General features: G+C 72.0%; 13 protein-coding genes. 8 read left to right on the plus strand and 5 right to left on the minus strand.

The annotated features are described in order from the left end of the window. Positions 1–40: 40 nt before the first annotated feature. The 4 genes from GVY64_RS20465 to GVY64_RS20480 are packed head-to-tail and all read left to right on the plus strand — an operon-like array spanning position 41 to position 14,647. Positions 41–10,048: a hybrid fatty acyl-AMP ligase/type I polyketide synthase gene (locus GVY64_RS20465; RefSeq protein WP_159843804.1), complete on the plus strand. Its 10,008-nt coding sequence runs from the start codon at positions 41–43 to the stop codon at positions 10,046–10,048. Next, complete coding sequence (locus GVY64_RS20470) at positions 10,045–12,303, plus strand: thioester reductase domain-containing protein (RefSeq protein WP_236567015.1); 2,259 nt, start codon at positions 10,045–10,047, stop codon at positions 12,301–12,303. The genes GVY64_RS20465 and GVY64_RS20470 overlap by 4 nt, the downstream gene beginning before the upstream one ends. Beyond that, complete coding sequence (locus tag GVY64_RS20475) at positions 12,303–13,400, plus strand: alpha/beta hydrolase (protein ID WP_159843806.1); 1,098 nt, start codon at positions 12,303–12,305, stop codon at positions 13,398–13,400. Before GVY64_RS20470 ends, GVY64_RS20475 begins: the two co-directional genes overlap by 1 nt. Further along, the gene (locus GVY64_RS20480) at positions 13,397–14,647 is read left to right on the plus strand and encodes a glycosyltransferase (RefSeq protein WP_236567016.1); all 1,251 of its coding nucleotides are present in this window, start codon (positions 13,397–13,399) and stop codon (positions 14,645–14,647) included. The genes GVY64_RS20475 and GVY64_RS20480 overlap by 4 nt, the downstream gene beginning before the upstream one ends. Here GVY64_RS20480 and GVY64_RS20485 read toward each other — a convergent pair. Beyond that, positions 14,630–15,619 (minus strand): Gfo/Idh/MocA family protein, encoded by a 990-nt coding sequence (locus tag GVY64_RS20485; RefSeq protein ID WP_159843808.1) that lies wholly within the window; start codon positions 15,617–15,619, stop codon positions 14,630–14,632. The genes GVY64_RS20480 and GVY64_RS20485 overlap by 18 nt on opposite strands. A gap of 46 nt (positions 15,620–15,665) precedes the next feature. Next, positions 15,666–16,310 carry a TetR/AcrR family transcriptional regulator gene (locus GVY64_RS20490; protein WP_159843810.1) on the minus strand — a complete coding sequence of 215 codons (645 nt, stop codon included), beginning with the start codon at positions 16,308–16,310 and terminating at the stop codon, positions 15,666–15,668. A gap of 159 nt (positions 16,311–16,469) precedes the next feature. Here GVY64_RS20490 and GVY64_RS20495 point away from each other — a divergent pair, with 159 nt between their 5' ends. From GVY64_RS20495 to GVY64_RS20500, 3 genes are read left to right on the plus strand one after another with little or no spacing between them, the layout of a single operon-like run. Then, positions 16,470–17,882, plus strand: a complete 1,413-nt coding sequence (locus tag GVY64_RS20495; protein WP_159843813.1) for an NAD(P)/FAD-dependent oxidoreductase — start codon at positions 16,470–16,472, stop codon at positions 17,880–17,882. Then, positions 17,875–17,997 (plus strand): twin-arginine translocation signal domain-containing protein, encoded by a 123-nt coding sequence (locus tag GVY64_RS37910; RefSeq protein ID WP_236567017.1) that lies wholly within the window; start codon positions 17,875–17,877, stop codon positions 17,995–17,997. Before GVY64_RS20495 ends, GVY64_RS37910 begins: the two co-directional genes overlap by 8 nt. Positions 17,998–18,033: 36 nt before the next feature. Further along, positions 18,034–19,662: a hydroxysqualene dehydroxylase gene (locus GVY64_RS20500; protein ID WP_236567023.1), complete on the plus strand. Its 1,629-nt coding sequence runs from the start codon at positions 18,034–18,036 to the stop codon at positions 19,660–19,662. 34 nt (positions 19,663–19,696) lie between these two features. On the opposite strand, the gene GVY64_RS20505 is transcribed toward GVY64_RS20500, so the two are convergent. The 3 genes from GVY64_RS20505 to GVY64_RS20515 form a co-directional block, all read right to left on the minus strand. Continuing rightward, positions 19,697–20,434, minus strand: a complete 738-nt coding sequence (locus tag GVY64_RS20505; protein ID WP_236567018.1) for an alpha/beta fold hydrolase — start codon at positions 20,432–20,434, stop codon at positions 19,697–19,699. Positions 20,435–20,581: 147 nt separating this feature from the next. Next, positions 20,582–21,103, minus strand: coding sequence for a TerD family protein (locus tag GVY64_RS20510; protein WP_201298081.1), 522 nt, complete (start codon positions 21,101–21,103; stop codon positions 20,582–20,584). A 49-nt stretch (positions 21,104–21,152) separates the two neighbouring features. Next, positions 21,153–21,566 (minus strand): DUF7144 family membrane protein, encoded by a 414-nt coding sequence (locus GVY64_RS20515; protein WP_159843817.1) that lies wholly within the window; start codon positions 21,564–21,566, stop codon positions 21,153–21,155. 225 nt (positions 21,567–21,791) lie between these two features. On the opposite strand from GVY64_RS20515, the gene GVY64_RS20520 reads away from it, so the two are divergent. Further along, complete coding sequence (locus tag GVY64_RS20520) at positions 21,792–24,410, plus strand: LuxR C-terminal-related transcriptional regulator (protein WP_159843819.1); 2,619 nt, start codon at positions 21,792–21,794, stop codon at positions 24,408–24,410. Positions 24,411–24,418 lie beyond the last annotated feature (8 nt).

Below are 24,418 nucleotides of genomic sequence, written 5' to 3' on the forward strand. Positions count from 1 at the left end.
CACGACAACCGTGACAGTCGAGTTCCGAAGGTTGAACCGCATGACCGAATACCGTTCGTTCGTCGATGTCCTGCTCAGCCGTGGCGAAACCCACTCGGCCGGCACGGCTTACCGCTTCCTGCGGACGGGTGACGCCGACGGTCCCGTCGACGAGATCACCTACGCCGCCGTGTCGGTGCGGGCGCGGGCGATCGCCGCCGCTGTGCAGGATCGCGGCATCCGCCGGGCGCTGCTGCTGTATCCGTCCGGATTGGATTTCATCGCGAGCTTTTTCGGCTGCCTGGCCGCGAACGTCGTCGCCGTGCCCGCACCGCTGCCGCAGCTGGACGCGCGGTCCCTGCGGCGGTTGCGGCACATGGTCACCGATGCCGGCGTCGACGCGGTGCTCACCACCGGCCGGGTCCGCGCCGACGCGGCCGCGGCGGTCGAGCAACTCCCCGAGCTGCGGGCACCCGCTTGGCTGGCCACCGACGAGATTCCCGACGACGCGGCGGCCGCGTGGCGCAGGCCCGACGTCGGCCCGGACTCGGTCGCTTTCCTGCAATACACCTCGGGTTCGACGAGCGCGCCGCGCGGCGTCGTGGTCACCCACGCGAACCTGCTGCACAACGAGGGCGCCATCGCCAGGGCGCTGGGCCATACGCCGGAGGTGCTGGCGTCGCTGCCCGACGCGTTGTTCGTCAGCTGGCTGCCGATGTACCACGACATGGGGCTCATCGCGCCGGTGTTGCAGACGATGTTCGTCGGGGCGAACGCGGTGCTGTTCTCGCCGAGGCACTTCCTGGAGCGCCCCGAGCGCTGGCCGCAAGCGGTGTCGGCGTTCGGCGCGCACACCAGCGGCGGCCCCAACTTCGGCTACGAGCTGTGCCTGCGCCGGATGACGTCCGAGCAGATCGATCGGCTCGACCTGCGCGGCTGGCGGGTGGCGTTCAACGGCTCGGAGACGGTGCGTCCGGCCACCGTGCGCCGGTTCGCCGACACCTTCGCGAGCGCGGGATTCCGGGCGGAGTCGTTCCAGCCGGTTTACGGCCTGGCCGAGGCGACGCTCATCGTCAGCGCCGCCGAACTCGGCGCGCGGCCGACGGTGCTCCTGCCGCCGGGCCGGTCGGAACTGGTCGGCGTGGGGCGTGCGGCCGACGGACTATCGATCGTCGTCGCGGACCCGGAGCGGCGCACCGAGTGCGCCGACGGCGTCGAAGGCGAGATCTGGGTGTCGGGCACCAGTGTCGCGGCAGGGTATTTCGGCAACGAAGCGGCCACCGCCGAGACCTTCCACGCCCGGCTCGACGGTGACGCCCGCGCCTTCCTGCGCACCGGGGATCTGGGTTTCCGATCCGGCGGCGAGCTGTTCGTCACGGGCAGGCGCAAGGATCTGCTGATCATCGACGGCAAGAACCATTACCCGCAGGACCTGGAGCTGACGGCCGAAACGGCGCACGAGGCCGTCCGCGCGGGGTGTGTGGCGGCGTTCTCCGTGGACGAGGGCATCGAGGGGGAACGGCCTGTCGTCGTCGCCGAGGTGCGCAGCGAGGATCCGGCCGAACTAGCCGACGCCGAAGACGCGATCCGCGCGGCGATCGGCGCCGAGCACGGGCTCACGCTGCGTTCGGTGGTCCTGATCCGGCCCGGCGCGCTCCTGAAGACCAGCAGCGGCAAGGTGCAGCGGCAAGCCTGCCGCGCGGCGTATCTCGACGGCGAGTTCGCCCCGGTGCTGCCCACAGGCGGTGAGTTCGAGGAGTTCGGCGCCCCGGAGAGCGCGCCGGCCGGTGCCGCGATGACCGCCGAAGAATTGCAGAACCGGCTGGTGGAGATCATCGCCCGGTTGGCCTACCTCGATCCCGCCCGCATCGACGTGCATCGTCCGCTGGTCGAATTCGGCCTGGGCTCAGCGGATCTCGTCGAGCTCGTCGTGGAGTTGTCCGACCAGGTCGGACGGACGCTGGACACCAACTTGTTCTTCGAGCATCCCACCATCGCGCAAGTGGTGGCGGCGCTGCACCGCACCGGAGCCGAGACCGCGCCCGTCGCGCGCCAGGAGCGCACCGACGACGCCATCGCGATCATCGCGATGGCCTGTCGTTTCCCCGGCGGCGCCGACGATCCGGAATCGCTGTGGCGCATGCTGGACGACGGACGCGACGGACTGTCGGAGGTGCCGCCGGGGCGCTGGAGCGTCGACGGGCTCTACGACCCGGACCCGGCGGCGGAGGGCAAGGCGTACACCTTCCGCGGTGGGTACCTCACCCAGGTCGACGAGTTCGACGCCGCGTTCTTCGGCATCGGTCCGCGCGAAGCGGCGGTGATGGACCCGCAGCAACGGTTGATGCTGGAACTGAGCTGGGAGGCGATCGAACGCTCGGGCCGCGACCCGAGACAGCTGCAGGGCAGCATGACCGGCGTCTACTTCGGGGTGTACAGCACCGGCTATCTCGCCGACCCGGCACCGCAGCAGCTCAACGGGCAGGTGGGCACCGGTCTCTCGCCGAGCGTGGCTTCCGGCCGGGTCGCGTACACACTGGGCTTCCACGGACCCGCCGTCACCCTCGACACCGCGTGCTCCTCCTCGATCGTCGCCATGCATCTGGCCGCGCAGGGCTTGCGCGCGGGCGAGTGCGATCTCGCGTTGGCCGGGGGCGCGACGCTGCTGATGGGCCCGACCGCGCACGTGGAGTTGTGCAAACTCGGTGTGCTTTCTCCGTCGGGCCGCTGCGCGCCGTTCTCGGCGGGCGCGGACGGCACGGTCTGGGCCGAGGGCGCCGGTCTGGTGTTGTTGAAGCGGCTCGAGGACGCCCGGCGCGACGGCGACAAGGTGCTCGCGGTGTTCCGCGGCTCCGCGATCAACCAGGACGGCCGCAGCCAAGGAATCAGCGCCCCCAACGGGTTCGCCCAGGAACAGGTCATCAACGCGGCGTTGCGCTCGGCGGGACTGACGCCCGCGGACGTGGACTACGTGGAAGCGCACGGCACCGGCACCGCCCTCGGCGATCCGATCGAAGCGCGCGCGCTGGCTCGCGTCTTCGGTCCCGGCCGGGAGCCGGAGCGTCCGCTCGGGGTGGGCTCGCTGAAATCCAATGTCGGCCACACCCAGGCGGCGGCCGGCATCGGCGGGGTCATCAAGCTGGTCCTCGGGCTGCACCACGAACGGATACCGGGGATGGCGCACGACGGGCCGCTCACCGCGCAGATCGACTGGGACGGCAGCGGATTGGCCGTGCGAACCGATCCGATGCCGTGGCCTCGCGGCGCCCGGCCGCGCCGCGCGGGAGTCAGCGCGTTCGGGCTCAGCGGCACCAACGCCCATCTCATCCTGGAGGAGGCGCCCGCACTCGACGACACGTCCGGCGAGTTCGACGACGCGCCGGAGGACATTCGGGTGGCCCTGCTGCCGATCTCGGCCCGCAACCGGGCCTCGCTGCACGGTCAGGCGCGCCGTCTGCTCGAGCACGTCACCGGTGACCACGCTCTGACGCCCGCACCCGTATCCCGCTCCCTGGCGGTGCAGCGCACCCCGTTCGAATGGCGCGCCGTCGTCGTCGCGGGCGACCGCGACGACATGTTGTCCGGCCTCGGCGCTCTGGTCGAGCGGCGGACGGCGCCCGACGTCGTGGTGGCCGCGGACGCGGCGCTCACCGCCGGCAAGACGGCGTTCGTGTTCCCCGGCCAAGGCGTGCAGTGGGCGGGGATGGCGCGGGACATGCTGGCCCGCTCCGAAGTGTTCCGCGCCGAGTTCGCCCGCTGCGACGAAGCGTTCCGCCACCGCACCGGATGGTCGCTGGCCACCGCGCTGTTCGGGCTCACCCCGGCGCAACTGGGCGACTTCACCCTCGTGCAGCCGCTGCTGTTCGCCACCATGGCCGCGCTCGCGGCCACCTGGCGGGACGTGGGCGTCCTCCCGGATGCCGTGATCGGGCACAGCCAAGGCGAGATCGCCGCCGCCTATGTCGCCGGCGCGTTGACGCTCGACGAGGCGGCACAGGTCGTCGTGGCCCGCAGCCGCCTGCTGGCAGGCATCGCCGAGGAAGGCGCGATGGCGATGGTCGGCCTGCCCGAGCAGCGGCTCGCGCCGCGCTTGGCCGCGGACGCGGCGGTGTCGGTCGCGGCGGTCAACATTCCCGGCTCCACGGTCGTGGCCGGAGCCCGCCACGCGGTCGAGGCGCTGGCACGAGAACTCGAAGACGACCGGGTCGAGGTGCGGATACTGGCCGCGGGACCGGCGCTGGCAGGACATTCGGCTCTGCTGGAACCGATCCGCGAGCCACTGCTGGACGAACTCGCCGGGTTGACCCCCGCGTCACCGGCTGTCGCGTGGTACTCCACCGTGCTGGGTGAGCAGCTGACGGATGATTCCGCCGACGGCGGCTACTGGTATCGCAATGCCCGTGAACCGGTTCGGTTCGCCGACACCATCGAGCGCATGATCGGCGACGGGTTCCGCTATTTCGTCGAACTGGGCGTCCATCCGCTGCTGACCACCGCGGTGCGGGCCGTCGCGGAGCAGACCGGTCGCGAGGTGGTCGCGGTCGGTTCGCTGGTGCGCGAGCAGGACGGGCCGCGCAGCCTGGCCCGCGCCCAGGCCGCGCTCTGGGTGGCGGGCCGCGACCTCGACTGGTCGCGTCTGGTGCCCGCGCGCGGCAGCGTCGACCTGCCGACCTACGCCTTCGACCGGCGGCGGTTCTGGACCGAATCGGCGTCCGAGGACGCCGCCGCGCTCGGGTTGCAGTCCGCGGGCCATCCCTTCGTCGGCGCCGTTGTGCCGCACCCTGATTCCGGCGGCGTGACGCTCACCGGACGGATCTCGCTGCGGACCCATCCGTGGCTGGCCGAGCATGCCGCGCCCGGCGCGGTGATCCTGCCCGGGACCGGTCTGGTGGAACTGGCGATCCGCGCCGGTGACGAAGTGGCCGCGGGCGACGTGCGCGAACTCGTGCTGCACGCCCCGCTGGTGCTTCCGGAGGAGGCGGCGGTGCAGCTCCAGGTGACGGTCGGGGACGCCGACGCGACCGGCGGCCGTCCCGTCTCGATCCACTCGCGCCTGGAACGAGATCTGGACACGGCATGGACGTTGCACGCTCGCGGGGTGCTGGCGCAGGAACAGGAAGCCGATGCCGGTCATCTCGACGCCGCCGTATGGCCGCCGGCCGGTGCGGCGAGCGTCGACGTGGACGACATGTACGCGCGGCTGTCCGGGCGGGGGCATCGGTACGGGCCGATGTTCCGGTCGGTGCGCGCGGCGTGGCGGCGCGGCGCGGAAGTCTTCGCGGAGGTGGCCCTTCCGCAGGCCGCCCACGGTGACGCCGCGCGGTTCGAGATCCATCCGGCGTTGCTCGACTCCGCACTCCACGCGGCGCTGCTGCTGAGCGCGGACGAAAGCGATTCGGCGCTGCTGCCGTTCGCGTGGGCCGGGGTGAGCTTGCGCGCCTCCGGCGCGACGACTCTGCGGGTGCGGATCTCGCACGACGGCTCCGAGGGGGTGCGCGTCTGGGCGAGCGATCCCATCGGCCGCCCGGTCGTGTCGGTGCGATCGCTGGTGCTGCGGCCCGCGCCCGTGGCGCAACTGCTCGACGGGGCGCTGTCCGTCGCGCGCCGCACGTTGTTCCGCCCGGAATGGACGGCCCTTCCGGCACCGGCGACGGTCCGGCCGGTCACCGCGGTGTCCTGGTCGGCGCTCGGCCCGGAGCACCCCACCCCGGAAGCGGTGCTCATCGAGGTCGCCGAGGGCGATTCGATCGACGCGGTGCACGCGGCGGTCCGGCACACGCTCGAAGCCTTACAGGCGGCAGTGGACGACCCGCGTCTGGCGGCGGCGACCATCGTGGTGCGTACCCGCCGGGCAATGGCGCTGCCCGGCGAGGACATCCCGAACACCGCGGGAGCCGCGGTCTGGGGCTTGGCTCGGGTGGCGCAGTCGGAGAATCCGGACCGCATCGTGCTGGTCGACAGTGCTGACGCCGACCTGAATATGGCCGCGGTGCTGGCCTCCGGTGCGGCGCAGGTGCTCGTACGCGACGGCGCGCTCTCCGCGCCGCGGCTGGCGCGGCCGCCGATGACGGTCGATGTGCCGGGCCGCCCGGACTTCGGAGACGGCTACGTGCTCGTCACCGGAGCGCCGGGACGGCTCGGGTCACTGCTGGCCCGGCACCTGGTGCGGGCCTACGGCGTCGGCAAGCTGCTGCTGGTCAGCCGCCGAGGGGCCGACGGACCCGGCGCCGACGAACTGCGCGCCGAATTGACCGGTCTCGGAGCGGATGTGGTCTTCACCCGCTGCGACGTCGCCGATCGGGCCGCGCTGGCCGAGGTGCTGCGTGGACGCACGCTCAGCGGCGTCGTGCACGCCGCGATGGTGCTCGACGACGGCACGCTCGGTTCGCTCACGCCCGAACGGCTCGCGGCAGTGCTGCGCCCGAAAGTCGACGCGGCGCACCATCTGCACGAGCTGACCGAGGACATGGATCTCGCCTGCTTCGTGCTGTTCTCGTCCGTCGCGGGCGTTCTCGGCAATCCAGGCCAGGCGAGCTACGCCGCCGCCAACGCCTACCTCGACGCCCTCGCCACGCATCGGGTCGCGCAGGGACGCACGGCGCAGTCGCTGGCGTGGGGTCCGTGGAGCCTGGACATGCACGAGGTGCTGGCGGCGGCCGACATCCGCCGCATGGAACGCTCCGGCGTGCGGCCGCTGTCCGCGCACGACGGCTTGGCCGCGTTCGACGCGGCGTTGCGGCGCACCGAGCCGGTGCTGGCGCCGATGCGGATCGACGCCGACGCGATGCGGCGCGCGCCGGCCGTCCCGGTGCTGCTGCGCGGGCTGATCCGTCCGTCGTCGCGCCGCACGGCCGTCCATCGCGAGGCAGGCGATCCGTCGATGCGGTCGCGGTTCGCCGAGCGGCTGCGCGGCTTGCCGCCGAGCGAGTCGACCGCGCTCGCGGTGGAGGTGGTGGCGCGCCGGGCCGCCGACGTGCTGGGACATACCGGCGTGGACGCCATCACGCCCGATCGGTCGTTGCAAGGACTGGGCATGGACTCGCTGATGGCGGTGGAGCTGCGCAACCGGTTGCGCGACGACACCGGCATCCTGGTGCCGCTGAGCGAGATCTTTGCCCATCAGAGTCCCGTCGCGCTGGCGGAGTACCTCGTCGGCGAGGCAGCGCGCACGGACACCGCCGAGCCCGCCGCACGCCCGGCCGAGCAGGACGTCCCCGAGGTCGTCACCCTGCCCGTCACCCGGGACTTGATGCGGCTGCTGCGCACCGCGCAGCAAGGCATTCCGAGTGCCGCCCAGACCGGCGGGCTGGCCATGCGCCTGCACCGGGCCGTCGACCACGCCGAACTGGACGCGATCCTCGCCCGCCTCGCCGGGCGGCATGCGGCGCTGCGCACGGTCGTGGTGCCCAGCGAGGAGCACGGCACCCGGCTGCAGGTGCGGGCCCGGCCGGGCGGGCCGCTGCTGCGCTGCACGGCCGTCGATCGGCTCGACCACACCGTCGCGCGCACCAGGTTCGGCGAGCTGATGCGCGAGCCGTTCGACCTGGCGCAGGGGCCGCTGTGGCGGTTCGAGCTGCTGATCTCCGACAGCGGCGAGCAGACGCTGATCTTCGGCGCGCACCACGGCATGTGCGACGTCCAATCGATGGTGCTGGTCGCCGGGGAGATCGACGCCGAGCTGTCCGGCACGCCGTACCCGGACATCCCGTCCAACAAGGACATCCACGATCTGCTCGCCGCGCAGGCGCCGCAGGCCGAGCCCGACGCCGAGTGGCGTGCGGAGTTCGCGGGCTGCCGCCGCCTCGACCTCACCCTCGCCCGGCCCCGGCCCGCGCAGCGCAGTCACCGTGCCGGAGAAGTACTGCTCGAACTGCCCTCCGGGCTGCAGGATCAGGCGGCGCGGCGCGCCCGGGAACTCGGCATCACGCCCGCCGCGCTGTTCCTCGGCACGCTCACCGTCCTGCTCGCCCGGCGACAGGACACCGATCGCTTCGCGCTCGCCGTCCCCGTGGACACCCGTATCCACGCCGACGCGCCGACGGCCGTCGGCTATTTCGGTGTGCCGGTGCCCTATCCCGCGACCGTCGAGCCCGGCGAGTCGGTCGACGACCTGCTGCGCCGGACCGGCGACCGGCTGCGCAGGCTGCTGGTGCCCGGAGCCGGGTTCTCCGGCGTGCTCGCCGCGCTCGCCGTGGAGGGCCTGTACCGGGACAACGCGCCGCTGGTCGAGGTGTACTTCAACTACCTGCGGGCCGGCGCGCCGAGCCGGCGCGCGGACATCGTCCCGGTGGGAACCGGGTACTCGGATCTCGACCTCATGGTGGCCGTACTGGCCGACACCGGTCGGATCTGGTTGACCTACAACGCCGACATCATCGACGACGCGTCCTGCACCCGCCTCGGGCACGACTACCTGGCGCTGCTCGGTGAAGTCGTCGAGCAGGCCGGGATGCCGGTGCGCCCGCAGTCGAGCGCAGCGCGCCCCGACGTACCGCACGGTGTCGCGTTCGGGGCCACGTTCGCGTTGGGCAAGCTGCCGGATCTGTACAGCGCGGCGTCCGCGCACGGCCACGGCGCGGACGGGCCGACCGTGCTCGAAGCGCCCTACCACCACGTCCTGGCCGGACTGCGCGACCCGTCGGGAGTGTTCGCCCAGCCGTCGACCGCGCTGGGCATCGTCCTGGTGCGGGCGGCGGACCTGGAGCGATTCGGCGCCCTGTCCGACGACGCGCTCACCGACCTGGCCGCGCAGTATCCCGCCGCCGTCCGGGAAGCGGCCGAGCGCGCCCGGGTACCGATCATCGTCGGATTCCTCCCCGCGCCCGCCCTCGACGAGCGACTGGCGCGGTGGCAGCGGCGCACCGCCGAGCAGATGCGGGAGATTCCCGGAGTCGCGGTGCTCACCGAGTCCGACTGGACCCGGGATCACCCGGTGGCGCACCGCTTCGACGAGCGGACCGACGCGCTGGCGCATCTGCCGTTCACCGAGGAGTTCCAGGCCGCGGTGGCGTTGACGCTCGCCGCCGTCGCTCGCGTCGCCCTGCTGCCCGCGCCGAAGGTCGTCGCCGTGGACGGCGACGACACCTTGTGGAGCGGCGTCGTGGGCGAGATCGGGCCGGCAGGCGTCGGTTTCGACGCACCGCGCCTCGCGCTGGCGCGGCGGTTGCGGCAATGGCGCGCCGCCGGGACCTTGCTCGTGCTGATCAGCAACAACGACGAGGATTCCGTCCACGCGGTCCTGGACCGCCCCGACAGTCCACTGCGCGCCGCGGATTTCACCGTCGTCTCCACCGGATGGGAGGACAAGGCCGAACGGCTCGCGCAGGCCGTCCACGCTGTGGGGCTCGCGCTCGATGACGTGGTCTATCTCGACGACAACCAGGTCGAGATCGCGAAGATGCGCTCGCGGCTGCCGGAAGTGCTCGCGGTGACCTGCCCGCCCGTCGGCGAGCTGGAGGCGTTTCTGACCCGGTTGTGGCCGGTGACGCCGGTGGCGGTGACCGCGGAGGACGCCGAACGGGCAGAGTTCTACCGGCACGAACGCGAGCGCGACCTGGCCCGCGAGCAACTGGACTTCGCGCAGTTCCTCGACAGTCTGCAGTTGGCGGTGACCGTCGAGCGTCTGACCGACCGCACGCGGGCGCGCGCCGCCCAACTGGTCCGGCGCACCAGCCAATTCGCTCTCAGCGCCGGTACCGAGCAGGATGTCGACCGCTGGCGCGCGGACGGCGAGGTGTGGACGGCCGCGGCGCGGGACCGGTTCGGTGACTACGGAACCATCGCCGTGCTGGCCCTGCACGCCGACGGGACCGTGCTGCGGGTGCTCGGCTGGCATCTCAGCTGCCGCGCCCTCGGCCGCGGCGTCGAGGAACGCCTGCTGAGCTGGCTGGCCGACCGCGCGGCGGCGCTGGGCTGCGCGACGGTGCGCATGACCGTCCACCGCACCGCGCGCAATGTGCCCGCGCGCCGGTTGGCCGCCGCGCTGGGCGGCGGCGACGTCGACGCCGAGCGGCTCGAACCCGAAGTGCCGCTGGATCGCCTGCGGACGTTCCGATCCTGGGCGCAATGACCATGGCCGACAAGGAGTTTCCTGTGCGCAGCGTGAACGGTGAGCACCCGCGAGCGGATCGGCGCGACCTCGCCGAGGCCATCGAACGCGGCGGCGGTCTGGACGTGGCCGCGCTGCTGGCGCGCGCCGGGGGCGCGACGCGCACCGCGACGGCGGCCGTCGAGCGTCCCCGGGAATGGGACGTCGAGTCGCTCACGGCGGCGGTCACCCAGGTGGCGAACCGGTTCACCGCCGAGACCGTCGGGCCGGACACGGATTTCTTCGACGGCGGCGGCACGTCGGTCGCCGCGGTGCAGTTCGTCGCGACGCTGGCCGGCGAACTCGGCGTGCACCTCGAGCTGGACGACGTGTTCGCCGACGCCCGTCCGCGCAGGCTGGCCCAGCGCTGGCTGGGCTCCCCGCCGACCGGACAGGCCACCACCGTGGCGGTCCCGGAGACCGTGGACGAGCAGCTCGCGCAGATCATGTCCGATGTCGCCGGAGCCGACCGGCTGCCGTTCGTGGACCCGCCGCAGCGCGTCGTCCCGCGTCGGGTGCTGCTCACCGGCGCCACCGGCTTCCTCGGCAGCCATCTGCTGCTGGATCTGTTGCGCGGCAGCGACGCGCACGTCGTCTGCCTGATCCGCGCCCAGGACGAGGCGGCCGCCCTCGATCGGCTGGCCGCGGCGCTCACGCGGTTCCTGCTGCCGTGGTCGGCGGAGGTGCGCAGGCGCGTGACGGTGCTGACCGGCGATCTGCGCGAGCCGTGTCTCGGGTTGTCCGAGGAAGGCTGGGCCACGCTGGCGGAGGAGATCGACGCGATCGTCAACGTCGCCGCCGCGGTCGACTTCCTGCGCGGCTACCCGTCTCTGCGTAGCGGCAACGTCCTGGGCCCGCTGACCCTGGCGCGGCTGGCGGCGACCGGCAGACCGAAACCGCTGCACCACGTCTCCTCGATCGCGGTGTTCAACGAGCTCGGCATCGCCGCGATGGGCGAGGACGACCCGGTGGCGAACGTCGGCAAACTCGTGATCGGCTACGACCGGACGAAATGGGCCGCCGAGGCGGTGCTGCGGCGGGCACGCGAGCACGGGGTGGTCGTCACGGTGCTGCGCCCCGGCGGCATCGGCGGGCATCGCGAGACCGGCGCGCACAATCCCCGCGACCTCAACAGCGGCATCATCGCGGCGCTGTCGCGGTTCGGCACCGTCCCCGCGCTGCGCAATCTGCATGTGGCCCCGGTGGATTGGGTGAGCAAGGTCGCCGCGGCGATCGTGGGGGCGCCGGACGCGTGGGGCCGCAACTACCATCTCACCGGCACGCCGACCACGCTGGAGCAGATGCTCGGCGAGTCGGCGGCGATCGGCATGGACATGCGGGTGCAGCACTGGGCGGCCTGGTGCGACGAGGTGGTGGAACGCATCCGCACCGAGCCGGTGCCGGAGCTGGAATCGCTGGCGCAGGTGCTGCAGAGTCCCGTCGCCCGTCACCCGCTGGAGACGATGGCCTCCGCGCCCGCCGCGGGTGACGAGCGCACCCGCGCTTTCCTGCGCGCCCACAACCTGCCCGAGCCGGTCCGCTACGGCGCGCAGTCGCAACGCAAGACGCTGGAGATGCTCGCGGGCGGCGGCTTGGCGCGGCTGCCCCAGCCGGAGGACACGCCGTATCTGTGGTTCACCGAGACGCTGGTGGGCGCGCTCGGGCCCGTCGACGCGGCCGCCGACACCTCCTGCACGCTGACGCTGCGGCTGTCCATCGCGAGCACCCACCAGCTGGTGGCCGGGCGCACGGTCGACGTCAGCGGCGAGATGCGCTGCGCCCGGCTGCACGACGAACCGCTCACCGTATCCGGAGCGCTGTCGGTGCGCCCGCACGACGGCATTCCGCTGCGCCACGGGTGGAAGCATCCGCTGATGCACTACCGGTTGTCGCTGCGCGATGCCGAAGGCGGCGCGTGGTGGCTGTCCGGGTACAAATACGCCGAGGCGCGCCGCACCGTCGTCCGGCAGGCGCGCACGCTCACCGTGGAACTCGGACGCGCGGGCGAACCGGTGAGCCTCACCGGCGAGGTCGCCGTCCCGCTGGAGACCTACCTGCGCGATCAGATCGACGGCATCGAGGTGGATCCGCGCTTGTCCGAACGGCAGCGGCGGACCGCGAAACTGTTGTGGCTGAGCTGGTTCGGATCCCAGCTCGGCAAGGGCCTGCTGGAGCCGGCGTTGCGCGTGGGCACCGAGCTGCTGGATCTGCGCCGGAACGCGAAGGAGTCGCGCTGATGCTCACCCCCATCCGCCCGGGCGCCGCGCCCGCCGTGGAGGAGATCCCGTTCCAGGCCGCCGACGGCATTCGGCTGGGCTTGCGCCGTGTCGTCGTCGACGACGCCGACCGGCCCGCGGTCCTGCTGGTCCACGGCCACGGGGTGTCCTCGGACATGTTCCTGCTGCCCGAGATCCGCAACCTCGTCGACGCGCTGCTCGACGCGGGATACCAACCGTGGCTGCTGGATTGGCGCGGCAGCTGCCGCCTGCCCTACAACGCCGCCGGTCCGCGCTTCAGCTTCGACGACGTGGCCCTCTACGACCTTCCCGGCGCCGTGGAGCAGATCCGCGCGCGCATCGGCGACCGGCCGCTGTTCGTGGTCGCGCACTGCGTCGGCGCCCTGGCGCTGTCGATGAGCCTGGCCGCGGGATTGGTACCGGGCCTCGCCGGGGTGGTGGCCCAAGGTGTCTTCCTCACCCCCAAGGTGAGCAGCTCGGTGCGGATGCGCGTGCTCGTGGGCGGCGAACTGCTCGGCTCCCGCGTCCACCACGTCGAGTCCGATTTCCGAAAAGTGGGGCTGTGGTCGCGTAAAACGCTGCTCTACGCCCTGCTCACCCGGAAAGGCGAATGTACCGATCCCACCTGCCGGATGGTGCACGGCGGCTGGGGCATGGGTGTGGAGCTGTTCGTGCACGACCATCTCGATCCGCGTACCCACGACCGGCTCGCCGAGCTGTTCGGGCCGATCCCGGTCCATGTTCTTCCGCAGCTGCGGCGCATGGAGCTGGCGCACGCGGTGCAGCGCTGGAACGACAACGACGACCGCTACCGCGCGCTGCCGGAGAACGCGCTCGACCATGCCGATCGGATCGACTGCCCGGTGCTGCTGCTGTCGGGCAGCCGCAACGAGGTCTGGCTCGATTCGAACAAACTGTGCCACGATGTGCTCGGCACCCGGCATCCCCAGCTGGACGTCCGCTACGTGGAGATCCCTTCCTACGGTCATCTCGACACCTTCCTCGGTCGCGGCGCGGCCCTGGACGTGTACGGGCACATCCTCGAATTCCTCGACGGCTGTCGGCAGCCGGTCCCCCGATCGCGGGGCACCGTGTGAGCGAACCGAACGGCGACGGCCGTGCGCTGCGCATCGCCATGTTCGCGGACTTCCACCCCGCCACCCTCGGTGGCATCCAGACGTCGATGCGCGCGCAGCGCGCGGCGTTGGAGCGGCTGGGGCATCACGTCACGGTATTCACCATTCCGGCACCGCGATCCACACCGCCGGACCCGGATATCGTCCTGCTGGCGACCACGAGCGGAGTGACGGTGAACGGCTATCCGGTCGCCCTGCCCACCCGCCGCAACGCACGCCTCGTCGACGCGGTGTTCGCCGTGCGCGGCTTCGACGTCGTGCACGCGCAGACCACCTACGGCGCGGGCGTCGCCGGGTTGCGCGCCGCGCGCCGCCACGGCCTTCCGGTCGTGCAGTCCATGCACAGCCGCGACGACTCGTTCATCGAACGCAATTCCCCGTCCCCCTACCTCGCCGCGCTGACCACGCGCCTCCTGCACGGTGCGTTCGTCGGTCTGCGCGAGGCGATGCCGCGCCTGCCGGAAAGCCGCACCGCGCGGCACGCCTGGCGGCCGCTGGTCGCCCAGGCGCAGGCCGCGGACCAAGTCGTCGTGCCTACCCGGCATTTCGCCCGGCGGCTGGCCGCGCACGGCGTGGACCGGCCGATCCACGTGGTGTCCAACGGGGTCGACGACGATCTCGTGCGCGCGCTTCCCGAGCGCTCCGGCAGCCGCGATCGTGAGCTGCGAGTGCTCTGGTGCGGCCGGTTCTCCGCGGAGAAGCGGCCGCTGGACGCCATCGAGGCGGTGCACCGGGACGCGGGCTGCACCCTCGACATCTACGGTGCGGGAGCGCTGGAGGCGCGTGTGCGCGCGGCGGTCGACCGGCTCGGGCTGCGCGAGCGGGTCCGGTTGCACGGCGAGGTGAGCCAGGCGGAATGCCTGGCGGCCATGCGGTTCCACGACGTGCTGCTGTTCCCGTCCGCCGGGTGCGACACGCAGGGCATGGTGCTGCTGGAGGCGGTCGCGGCGGGCATTCCGGTGCTGCACTGCGACCCCGACGTCACCGAAACCGTGCCGGAGGGTGGGGAATTGCGTGCCCGTGATTCCTCGACCGACGCGCTGGCCGAGGCGCTGCGCGTGCTGGTGGAGCAGCCGGACCGGCTCGCCGCCATGCGGGAGGTCCTCGCCCGCCACGCCGGCCGGACGCTGCAGTCCCGCTTCACCGAACGCCTCGTGGCGGTTTATGCCGAGGCGATCACGGCGGCTTCCTCAGGCCGGTTGCCGTAGCGGCAGGCCCGCGGCCGCATAGATGGCATCGATGACGGTCATCGTCGCCACCGCGTCGTCCGGCGAGGTGAGCGCCGGCTCACCGTCGCGCACCGCCGCGGCGAAGGCGTCGAGCTGATAGGCGTAGGTGCTGCGGCGCGAGATCTTCTCCGTGCGCCTGCCGCGCTCCGAACGCACCCACAGCCTGCGCGGCAATTGCGGCGCCACCGGGTTGAGCAACCGCAGTTCACCGCGCTCACCCACCACGCGCGCGCCGATGCGAAGCACGTCCGACGACCACATCGAGCAACGCACCCGGCCGGTGTGACCGGACGGGAAACGCAGTTCGGCGCTCATCGCGCGGTCGATGCGCGGGCCGCGCAGCTTCGCGGTGGCCGCGACGACCTCCGGTTCCTCGCCGCCGAACACCCTCGCCATGTGCACCGCGTAGCAGCCCGCGTCCATCAGCGCCCCGCCGGCGAGCGCGTAGTCGTAGCGGATGTCGGAGAATCGCGGCAGCGGAAAGCACATCGCGGCCTCCACCCGCACCAGCTCGCCGAGTTCACCGGAGGCGATGATCTGCTCGGCCCGCCTGGTCATGGGGTGGTAGCGGTAGTGAAACGCCTCCATGACCACCCGATCCGACCGCACCGCCAGCGCCGCGACCTCCTGTGCCTCGGCGGCGTTGGCGGTGAACGGCTTCTCGCACAGCACGTGCTTGCCCGCCCCGATGGCCTCCTTCGTCCACCGGCCGTGCAGGCCGTTCGGCAGCGGGTTGTAGACGGCGTCGATATCCGGCGCGGCGATCAGCGCGGCGTAGCTGTCGAAGACCCGCTCGATGCCGTGCTCGCGCGCGAACGCACGTCCGCGTTCCGGCTCGCGCGCGGCCACGGCGGCGACCACCACGTCCGGGTGCGCCCGCGCGGGGCGCACGACAGCGGCGGGGGCGATGCGGGCGGCGCCCAGGATGCCGATCCGCAGGGGTTGCGTCATGGGCGCGACTGTAGCAATGAATCCGTTTGCGCGGCCGTGGGTTCCGTCAGCGCTGCGGTGCGTCGCCGTAGACCGTCAACCAGATCGCCCGGCCCAGCGCCTCGGCGAGCGCGTCGTCGGTGACGCCCGAGCCGGAGGAGAATCCGGCGGCGATCGCGCGTTCCACCATCGAGGTCAGCACCACGGCGGTGGCCTGCGGGTCGATCGCCGGGCTGATCCGGCCCTCGGTCCGGTCGGTCTCCAGGCGCGATCGCACCACCTGCACGAACGAGGCGACCCGGCCGCGCCAATACGCGCCGACGTCGCGGTCGTAGGCCGCCACCTCGCTCAGCGCCAGCAGCAGCGACCGGTGCTCGCGAAACCCCGCGATCATGGTCCGCACGGCCGCCACCACGCCCGCCTGCCCTCCGGTGTGCTCGGCGATCCACCAGCGCTCGGCGGCCTCGAACAGATCCGCCGTGGCCAACTCGGCCATGCGGATCAGCAGTCGGCTCTTGTCCGGGAAGTACCGGTAGAACGTCGACCGCGCCGACTGTGACGCGGCGGCGATCCGGTGCACGGCGATCTCGGTGTAGGGCGTGCCGTCGGCGAGCAGGTCCTCCACGGCGGCGAGGACGCGTCGCTCGAACTCCGCGCGCCGATCGTCGACCGGTTTGCGCGCGTTTCTGGGGACGCGGGTCAGCGAGGGCATCCGGCTCCTCTCTGCGGCACGGGCCGCGTTGCTCGGCTGTGCCGGGTCGGGTGCGTCTCCCCATTCTGCCGACACGGCACCGATATTGACATTCGGGCGGCCACCGCTCACCATCGATCGGACACAGTGTCCGAGACTATGTGACCGAGGTGTTCGGGCATGCGCGGATCCCCCTCTCCGGCAATCGAGTACACCGATGTGGTGGTGGTCGGCGCACGCTGCGCGGGGTCCGCGGCCGCCGTCGCCTTCGCGCGGGCCGGGCGTGACGTCCTCGCACTGGACTCCGCGCGGTTCCCCTCCGACACGCTGTCGACGCACCTGCTGTGGCCCGGCGGCCTGGCCGAACTGCGCCGCGTCGGTGCCCTCGCGCGTGTCCTCGGGCTCGGCGCGCCCCCGCTGACCACGGCCTTCGCTGACGGCGGCGGCTACCAGGTCCGGTCCTCGTTCACGCCGGTGGACGGCGTCGACTACGCGATGTGCGTGCGGCGGACCGGATTGGACGCCGCGCTCGTCGCCACCGCTGTGGACGCCGGCGCGCGGGTTCGCCAGGGCGTCCGGGTCACCGACCTGCTGTGGTCCGGCGATCGCTGCGTGGGCGTCCGCTATGCCGACGGGGATGGCGCTCGTGAGGTGCGCGCCCGCCTGGTCGTCGGAGCCGACGGACGTCGCAGCACGGTGGCCCGGCTCGTCGGCGTCGACCGCCCCCGGCTGTCCGCGCCGAGCGGACGGGACTGCTACTTCGCGTACTGGTACGACGGCGCGCCCGATCAGCGGCACATCGCGTCTCAATGGCGGTCCGGTCCCGATCTCGGCACCGCGTTCCCCTGCGACGACGGCTTGCTGCTGAGCCTCGTCCAGCCGCCCGCGCACCCCGGCGAACCGGGCGCGGGGCGCGCCGAGCGCCGCTATCAGGAGGCGATCGAGCAGCTGCCCGGGCTGCAGCGGCGCCTGCGGGACTGCCGCCGCGTCGGGCGAGTGCGTTCGGCCACCCGCTTGGCCTCCTACTTCCGGCACTCCACCGGCCCGGGGTGGGCGCTGCCCGGCGACGCGGGCCATTTCAAAGATCCGGTGACCGCGCAGGGCATCCGCGACGCTCTGCGCTACGGCCGGCTGCTCGGCGAGCTCACCGCGCCGGCCCTCGACAACCCCGAGCACCTCGACACCGCATTGGCCGCGTGGGAACGGCTGCGCGATCGCGAATGCCTGAGCGTCTACCAGTGGACCAACCGGCTGGCCCGGGGCACGGCGATGCGACCACTGGAGATCGAGCTCTATCGCAGAGCCGCAACCGATCCCACGCTGGCGGACGCGGTGACCGAAATCTTCTCCCGCACCGTGACTCCCGCGGAGGTCTTCACTCCCGCACGCGCGGCGACGTTCGCGGCGGGCGCGCTGCGCGCCTCGTGGCGGGCTCCCTGGCCGATCCTCGCGGACCTGGTGGGCGAATGCCGCGACGCGGTCTCCGAACGGAGGGAGGCCTGCGCATTCACGCGCCCCGATCCTGCCGACGCCATCCAGTCCCGGCCGCCGCGGCGCGCTCTCGCGGCATCTTCAGGAGATCGACATGCATGACTCGCGTCCTCGGCCGACCATCGACCTCACCCGCCGCGACCTGCTGCGCGGCTCGCTCGCGGCCGGCCTGGCCGTCGCCGCCGCACCGGCGCACGCGGCCCCCACAGCACGCTGAACGCCCGGGCCGCGCACCGGGGGCAAGTCGGTCGCGATCCTCGGCGGCGGAGTCGCCGGGCTGTCGGCGGCACACGAACTGATCGAACGCGGCTACGCGGTCACCGTCTACGAACCGGCGTTCCTCGGCGGCAAGGCCCGCAGCATGGGCGTGCTCGGCACCGGCACCGGCGGCCGGGCCGACCTGCCCGGCGAGCACGGCTTCCGGTTCTTCCCCGGCTGCTACCAGAATCTCCCGGACACCATGCGGCGCATTCCCTTCCCGGGCAATCCCGATGGCGTCGCGGGCAACCTGGTCCGGGTCGAGGGCACCGTCGCGGGTTTCCGGGGCAGGCCGCCGATCTACGCGCCGGTCGAATTCGGCGGCCTGGACCAGCTCGACCCGCAGCGGTTGCAGAACACCCTGATCGGCGCCTTCGGCTTCATCCCCGAATTACCACCGGCCGAACTGGCGTTCTTCGCCAAACAGATGGTCGTCTGGTTCACCTCCTGCACCGAACGTCGCTTCGGACAGTGGGAATACGTGACGTGGGAGCAGATCCTGCGCGCCGAGGGCAAGTCACCGGCTTATCGCGAATACCTGGTCAGCGCCCTGACCCGGATCACCGTGGCGGCCAAACCTCAGGTGAGTTCGGCCCGGACGATCGGCACCATCGGCGAGGCGCTGGTGCTGGCGGGCAGCGGGGCGATCCCGCAGTATTCCGCCGGTATCGACCGCATTCTCAACCGCCCCACCAATGAGGCTTGGATCGACCCCTGGGTGGCTTATCTGCGGTCACGGGGCGTGCAGTTCGCCATGGGCAAGCGGGCGACGCGGCTGCAGTTGCGCGACGGCAGGATCGCCTCGGCGACGGTGACCGATCCCAGCGGCCGCACCACGGCGGTCACCGCGGACTGGTACCTGTGCGCGATGCCGGTGGACAACGCGGTGCCGCTGCTCAGCGACGACATCCTCGACGCCGACCCGCATCTGGCCGGCATGCGGGAGCTGCGTACCGATTGGATGGTCGGCATCCAGTACTACCTCGCCCGTCCCACCGAGCTGCCGGAAGGCCACATCGCGGCGCTCGGCTCCCCGTGGGCGCTCACCGCGTTGCGACAAGCGCCGATGTGGGTGGGCGATTTCGCCGCCCGCTACGGCGACGGCACCGTGCGGGAATGCCTTTCGGTGGACATCTCCGACTGGGATTCCCCCGGCATCCGCTTCCGCCGTCCGGCCAAACAGTGCACCGCCGCCGAGATCGCCGAAGAGGTGTGGGCACAGCTCACCGAATGGCTCAATACCGGAACGGGCTGGCTTCGTCCCGAGGACATCCGCTCCTGGCATCTGGACCCCGGGATCAGCTGGAGTCCGAGCGGCATCCACAACGCGACGCCGCTGCTGGTCAACACGGTCGGCTCCTACGACCATCGCCCGCAGGCGCGCTGCGCCGTTCCGAACCTGTTCTTCGGCGGCGACCATGTGCGCAACAACATCGACCTGGCGACGATGGAGGGCGCCAACGAATCCGGACGCGCCGCGACCAACGCCATCCTCGATGCCGCCGACGACCCGGCGCCCCGCGTGCCGATCTTCCCGCTGGTGTCCTTGCCGGTGTTCGAGCCGTGGAAACGCATCGACGCCGACCGCTACCGGGCCGGGTTGCCCCACCTGCTCGACGTGTGACCGGGCGGCGTCTCGGGATATCCGTCCGGGGCGCTCAGGACGCCTCGGCGGCGGCGCTGCTCGTGGTCGTCAGGATCGTCTGCGCGACCAACCGCGGGTCATCGATCATCGGCACGTGACCGGTGTCGGGCAGCACGGAGTACACGGCCTCGGGCAGCCGAATTCGGGCGATCGGGCCGTGGATCGGTTCGGGCAGCACCCGGTCGTGTTCCGCCCAGGCCACTGTGACCGGGCACGGCAGCGGGGCGAGCGGAGCGATCTGTTCGTCGGTGCCGAGCAAGTCGGCGGTGACGGTGCACCCCAGCAGGTCGCGTAAGCAGGTCATGGCCTGCGCCGCGCTGAGGCGATCACCGTGCACGGCGATGTTGCGCAACGCGATCCGCCGCACCACCGCGCTGCGCAGCCCCAGCGGGGCGAGGAATCCCAGCAGCTGCCCGGTGAGCGCCTCACGGGTGATGCGGCGAGTCGCGGCCGACCGGCTGCGGTCGCTGGAGTCCCAGAACCCGGCGGGCGAGAGCGCGCAGACGGTCTCGGCTCGACCGCGACGGGCCAATTCGATCGCCATCCAGCCACCCAGCGAATTGCCCGCGAGGTGCACCCGGCGCAGCCCCAGCCCGTCGAGCCGCCGTTCGATGTCGTCCACCAGATGCTCGACCCGCGCCGGTCGCCGCAGGGCGGGCGGGCCGCCCCGATGGCCCAGCGCGGTCGGTGTGATCACCTCGTGCCGGGCGGCGAGCAAGGGCGTGACGTCGTCCCACACCCGTTCGGACATCGTGACACCGTGCAGAAGAACGAGCGGGGGCTTGCTGGGCATTGGCGTCCCTTCGATTTCGTAGTGCGGTCCGGAAGGTGGATACCACAACCTCGCCTATGGTGACAGCCCAAAGGCCGACTGCACCGATCGATCGGCGAAGTTTGCTCACCGGAACGCTACGCGCCGCGCGGGTATCGCAGGCACACCGCGGCGGAGGCTCCGGTTTCCGTTCACCGGAGTATGAAAGCGCCGCAATGTTCTCCATGAAGCGAGCCCCTGGGGATACACCGAAGCCGTCCCCGATCCCGCGGCGATGTCGAAACGCGCGATCTCGGCGCCGGTGGCCGTAACGAGCAGCCGCAGAAGCGATCCCGCGATTCGTCCGAACGGCGCGCCGTCGGCGGACGCGCACACCACGACGCGATCGACGCCGGGCTCCACTCGAGCCGAGTCGACCTCGAACGCGTCGGCCGCACCCTGCCCGCCGAGGTATCGGACGGCGCCGCAAAGGCGTTCGGGTTGGTTGTAGAACACGAAGTCCGCGTCCGACCGGACCCGGCCTGCCGCGCTCGACAACAGCGCCGACAGGTCGGGTGCGGGCACGCCGGGGCCGGCCGGCCACTCCAGGACCGCGCGCACAGCCGGCGCGGCGACGGGCGCGTTCGCCCCTTTGCTCAGGTGGGGCACGCCCTCCAGCGTGCCGTCCGCGGGCGCGCGGGCGCGAATGTCCGCCCGGTCAGACGGCTTCCGGCCGCCACGTGGCCACCGCCCAGATCACGACGATGTTCAACGCGATCACCAGGATCGACCACGCCGGGTAGTACGGCAGCCACATGAAGTTCGCGATGATCGACAGGGCCGCCAGGCAGATCGCCGCCACCCGCGCCCACGTCGCGCCGGTCATCAGGCCCAGCGCCGCGATGACCAGCAGGATGCCGATCACGATATGAATCCAGCCCCAGGTGGTGGTGTCGAACTTGTAGACGTACTCGGCGCCGACGATGATGAGTTCGTCCTCGGCGACGGCCGAGATGCCCTCGAAGATCGACAGCACACCGACGGTCAGCAGCAGGATCGCGGCCGCTATGGACGTGCCCGCCGCGATGCCACGGCGGACGGGGTGTGGCTCCGGTTCGGTCATGTGCGTCATCGGTCGCCCCCTTTCTCGGGAAGTAGTGGACGGACGCCTTCCGAATCTCCACCAGTCACACCGTCCGGCACTTCACCCGTTTCGGGTGACTCCGATATTTCGCGGCCTTGCGAAATGAAAATTCCATAACGACGACACACGACGGGATCGAGCCGACTTCCCATTGGGTATGTTCCGCTACCGAGGCGCGGTAGTGATCTGTCAGCACACGGCCCGGGAGGCACGGTGACCACCTCGCACGTCCCCGCTCTACGCCGCATCCCCGCCGCGGCGGAATCCGCTGCCGAGATACCGGCGTTGCCGTTCACTCCGATTCCCCGGCCCACGCTCTACGCCGACGCCGACCGGTTGTCGTCCGCTCGCGACGGACACGTGCTGCTGATCTGCGCGCCCGCTGGGACCGGGAAATCCGTGCTGACGGCCGACTGGGCCGCCCGGCGCGCCGCGAACGGATCCGATGTCGCCTGGCTGACCGTCACCGACCGGCTCGACGATGCCGCGGCTCTGTGGACCGCGCTGCACGCGCGCTTCGACATCGCGGTCACCGCGTGCCCCGGACCGCCGATCGCCCAGGCCGCGGCGCTCGTCGAAGCCCTGTCGGCACGGACGACGCGGACGGTCCTCGTACTCGACGACGCTCATCTGCTCACCGACCCGCTCGCGCTGGCCGGCGTCGAATACTTCCTGCACCACGCCCCGCAGACGGTCACGACGGTGCTGTGCGCCCGATTCGCTCCGCCGATCCGCTGGCACGTCCTCGACCTGCACGCCCGGCTCACCCGATGGGGTCCGGGCGAACTCGCCTTCACCCCGGCCGAGATCGACACGCTGTGCCGGGATCACGGCTGCGAACTCACCGGCGCCGAACTCGAGACGCTGTGCACCCTGACCCAGGGCTGGGCCGCCCTCGTGCGCATCGCCGCGACCCAGGTGGCCGCCAGGTCCGACGACCGCGGCGCGGCGCTCACCGTGCTCGCGCGCCCGGCGCGCGCGATCGCCGACTATCTGACGAGCGAACTCGTCACGGGCCTGCCGCCCGCGCTGCGCCAGTTCCTCACCTACACCAGCGTTCCCGTCGCGTTCACCGAGCAGCTCGCCGACGAGCTCGTCGGCGGCGGTGCGGGGCATCATCTCTACGAGCTCGATCGGATCGACTTCCCGATCGCTTCCGTCGTTCGCGACGGCGACGTGTGGTTCTCCTGTCATCCGCTGGTGCGCGCTCTCTTCCTCGCCGAGGGCCGCCGCCTGGGGCCGCAGCTGTGCGCGGAACTGCACCGCCAGTCGGCCCGCTGGTTGTGCTCGGCGGGGCTGCCCGCTGCCGCGCTGCCGCACGAGCTCGCGGGCGCGGACCCGCACCAGCTCCGCGAATTCCTGTCGACCTGCGCGTTGCGCATGGTCCTCGACGGGATGGGCGCGACGTTGTTCGATCAGCTCGCCCGCTCGGCGCCCGACCTGCTCGACGACCCGTTCCTGTGGCTGGTGCGCGTCGTCGACGCGTTGGTGGCGGGCAGCACCGCCGCCGCGGTGGCCTGCCTGGACACCGCGCGGGCGCGCCGCGCCGCGAAGGTCTCCTTCGCGTCCCACGAGCGGCTGGACGCGCTCACGCTCGCCGCGACGATCGACGTCGCGGCGACCACCGGGGCCGTCCCGACCCGGATCCCGGACGACGTCGCGCCGACCGGCGACCCCGATCTGGACGCCTACACCGAGATCCAGATCGGCACCGCCTTCATCGCGAGCGGCGCCGTCGAACGCGGCGAACAACTGCTGCATTCCGGACTCGCACTCGCCGAGCACGCGACCCGTCCCCGCTTGGTGCTGCGAGCACTGACCCGGTTGGCGTTCGCCGCCGACGCCGTCGACGCCGCCACCGCGATGCGTGACCGCGCGGCGCGTGCACTGGCGATCGCGGAGGAACACGGCCTGCGGGAGACCACCGATGCCGTCCAGGCGACCGCTGTGGCCGCTTACGGCGCCTACCTGCAAGGCGAGACGCCCGACGCGGCCCAGGTCGAATCCCTCCTCACCGAGCGTGTCGATCACGACGGTTCCTGCGGACCGGTCGCCGGTTGGCGCGGCCATGTCGTGGGCCGGTTGCTGGAGCTCGAGCGGGCCGAGGGACAGTCGGCCGCGGTCGACGCGCTGCGTCGCAGCCTGCTGGCCCTGCTGGAGCACCGGGCGGTTCCGGCCGCCACGGGCAGCCTGATCCTGCCGGTGGTGTGGGCGCTGCTGCGTGTGCACGATGCCAGGACGGCGCAACTGCTGGTCGAACGCGCCCGCGGCATCGTCGGGGAAGTCCCCGAAGTGCGCTTGGCCGATGCGGCGCTGCACGCGGTGGCCGATCGTCGCAAGGCGAGCTGCGCGGTCCTCGAACCGCTCCTGGATCGCGCCGGCGACCTGCGGCCGGTCAGCGCGGTGACCGGCTGGCTGCTGTACTCCGCGGCGCAGCACGAGTCCAGGGCCCCCGCCAAAGCGCTCACCGCGCTCGAGCACGCGCTCGGGTCCGCGACGCCGCACCGGCTCCTGCGCCCGTTCCTCGACGTGCCCGCCGCGATGCCGCTGCTGGACAGCTACGCGGGCCGGCTCGGCCGGGCGGAGAGCTTCGCGGAGTCGATCCGGCGGCATCCCGCCGCGCGCCGCAGGCCCGCCTATCCCGCCTTGACCCACACCGAGATGACCGTGCTCAAACAGTTGCCCTCCGGCCGCACCGCCCAGCAGATCGCCGAGGACCTCGGTGTCTCCGTCAACACCGTCAAAACCCATCTGCGCGGCATCTACGGCAAGCTGGGCACGAATTCGCGGGTCGACGCGCTCGACCACGCACGCCGCGGCGGCCTGCTCTGACCTACCGG

Source organism: Nocardia sp. CY41 (assembly GCF_009829325.1).
Taxonomy (GTDB): Bacteria; Actinomycetota; Actinomycetes; order Mycobacteriales; family Mycobacteriaceae; genus Nocardia.

What these genes read in the sequence shown, in the direction of transcription:
- GVY64_RS20505 (WP_236567018.1), bottom strand. Translation starts at nt 20,434, where the DNA reads ATGTCCGAACGGGTGTGGGACGACGTCACGCCCTTGCTCGCCGCCCGG.
- GVY64_RS37910 (WP_236567017.1), top strand. Translation starts at nt 17,875, where the DNA reads ATGCATGACTCGCGTCCTCGGCCGACCATCGACCTCACCCGCCGCGAC.
- GVY64_RS20470 (WP_236567015.1), top strand. Translation starts at nt 10,045, where the DNA reads ATGACCATGGCCGACAAGGAGTTTCCTGTGCGCAGCGTGAACGGTGAG.
- GVY64_RS20490 (WP_159843810.1), bottom strand. Translation starts at nt 16,310, where the DNA reads ATGCCCTCGCTGACCCGCGTCCCCAGAAACGCGCGCAAACCGGTCGAC.
- GVY64_RS20495 (WP_159843813.1), top strand. Translation starts at nt 16,470, where the DNA reads ATGCGCGGATCCCCCTCTCCGGCAATCGAGTACACCGATGTGGTGGTG.
- GVY64_RS20475 (WP_159843806.1), top strand. Translation starts at nt 12,303, where the DNA reads ATGCTCACCCCCATCCGCCCGGGCGCCGCGCCCGCCGTGGAGGAGATC.
- GVY64_RS20485 (WP_159843808.1), bottom strand. Translation starts at nt 15,619, where the DNA reads ATGACGCAACCCCTGCGGATCGGCATCCTGGGCGCCGCCCGCATCGCC.
- GVY64_RS20515 (WP_159843817.1), bottom strand. Translation starts at nt 21,566, where the DNA reads ATGACGCACATGACCGAACCGGAGCCACACCCCGTCCGCCGTGGCATC.
- GVY64_RS20465 (WP_159843804.1), top strand. Translation starts at nt 41, where the DNA reads ATGACCGAATACCGTTCGTTCGTCGATGTCCTGCTCAGCCGTGGCGAA.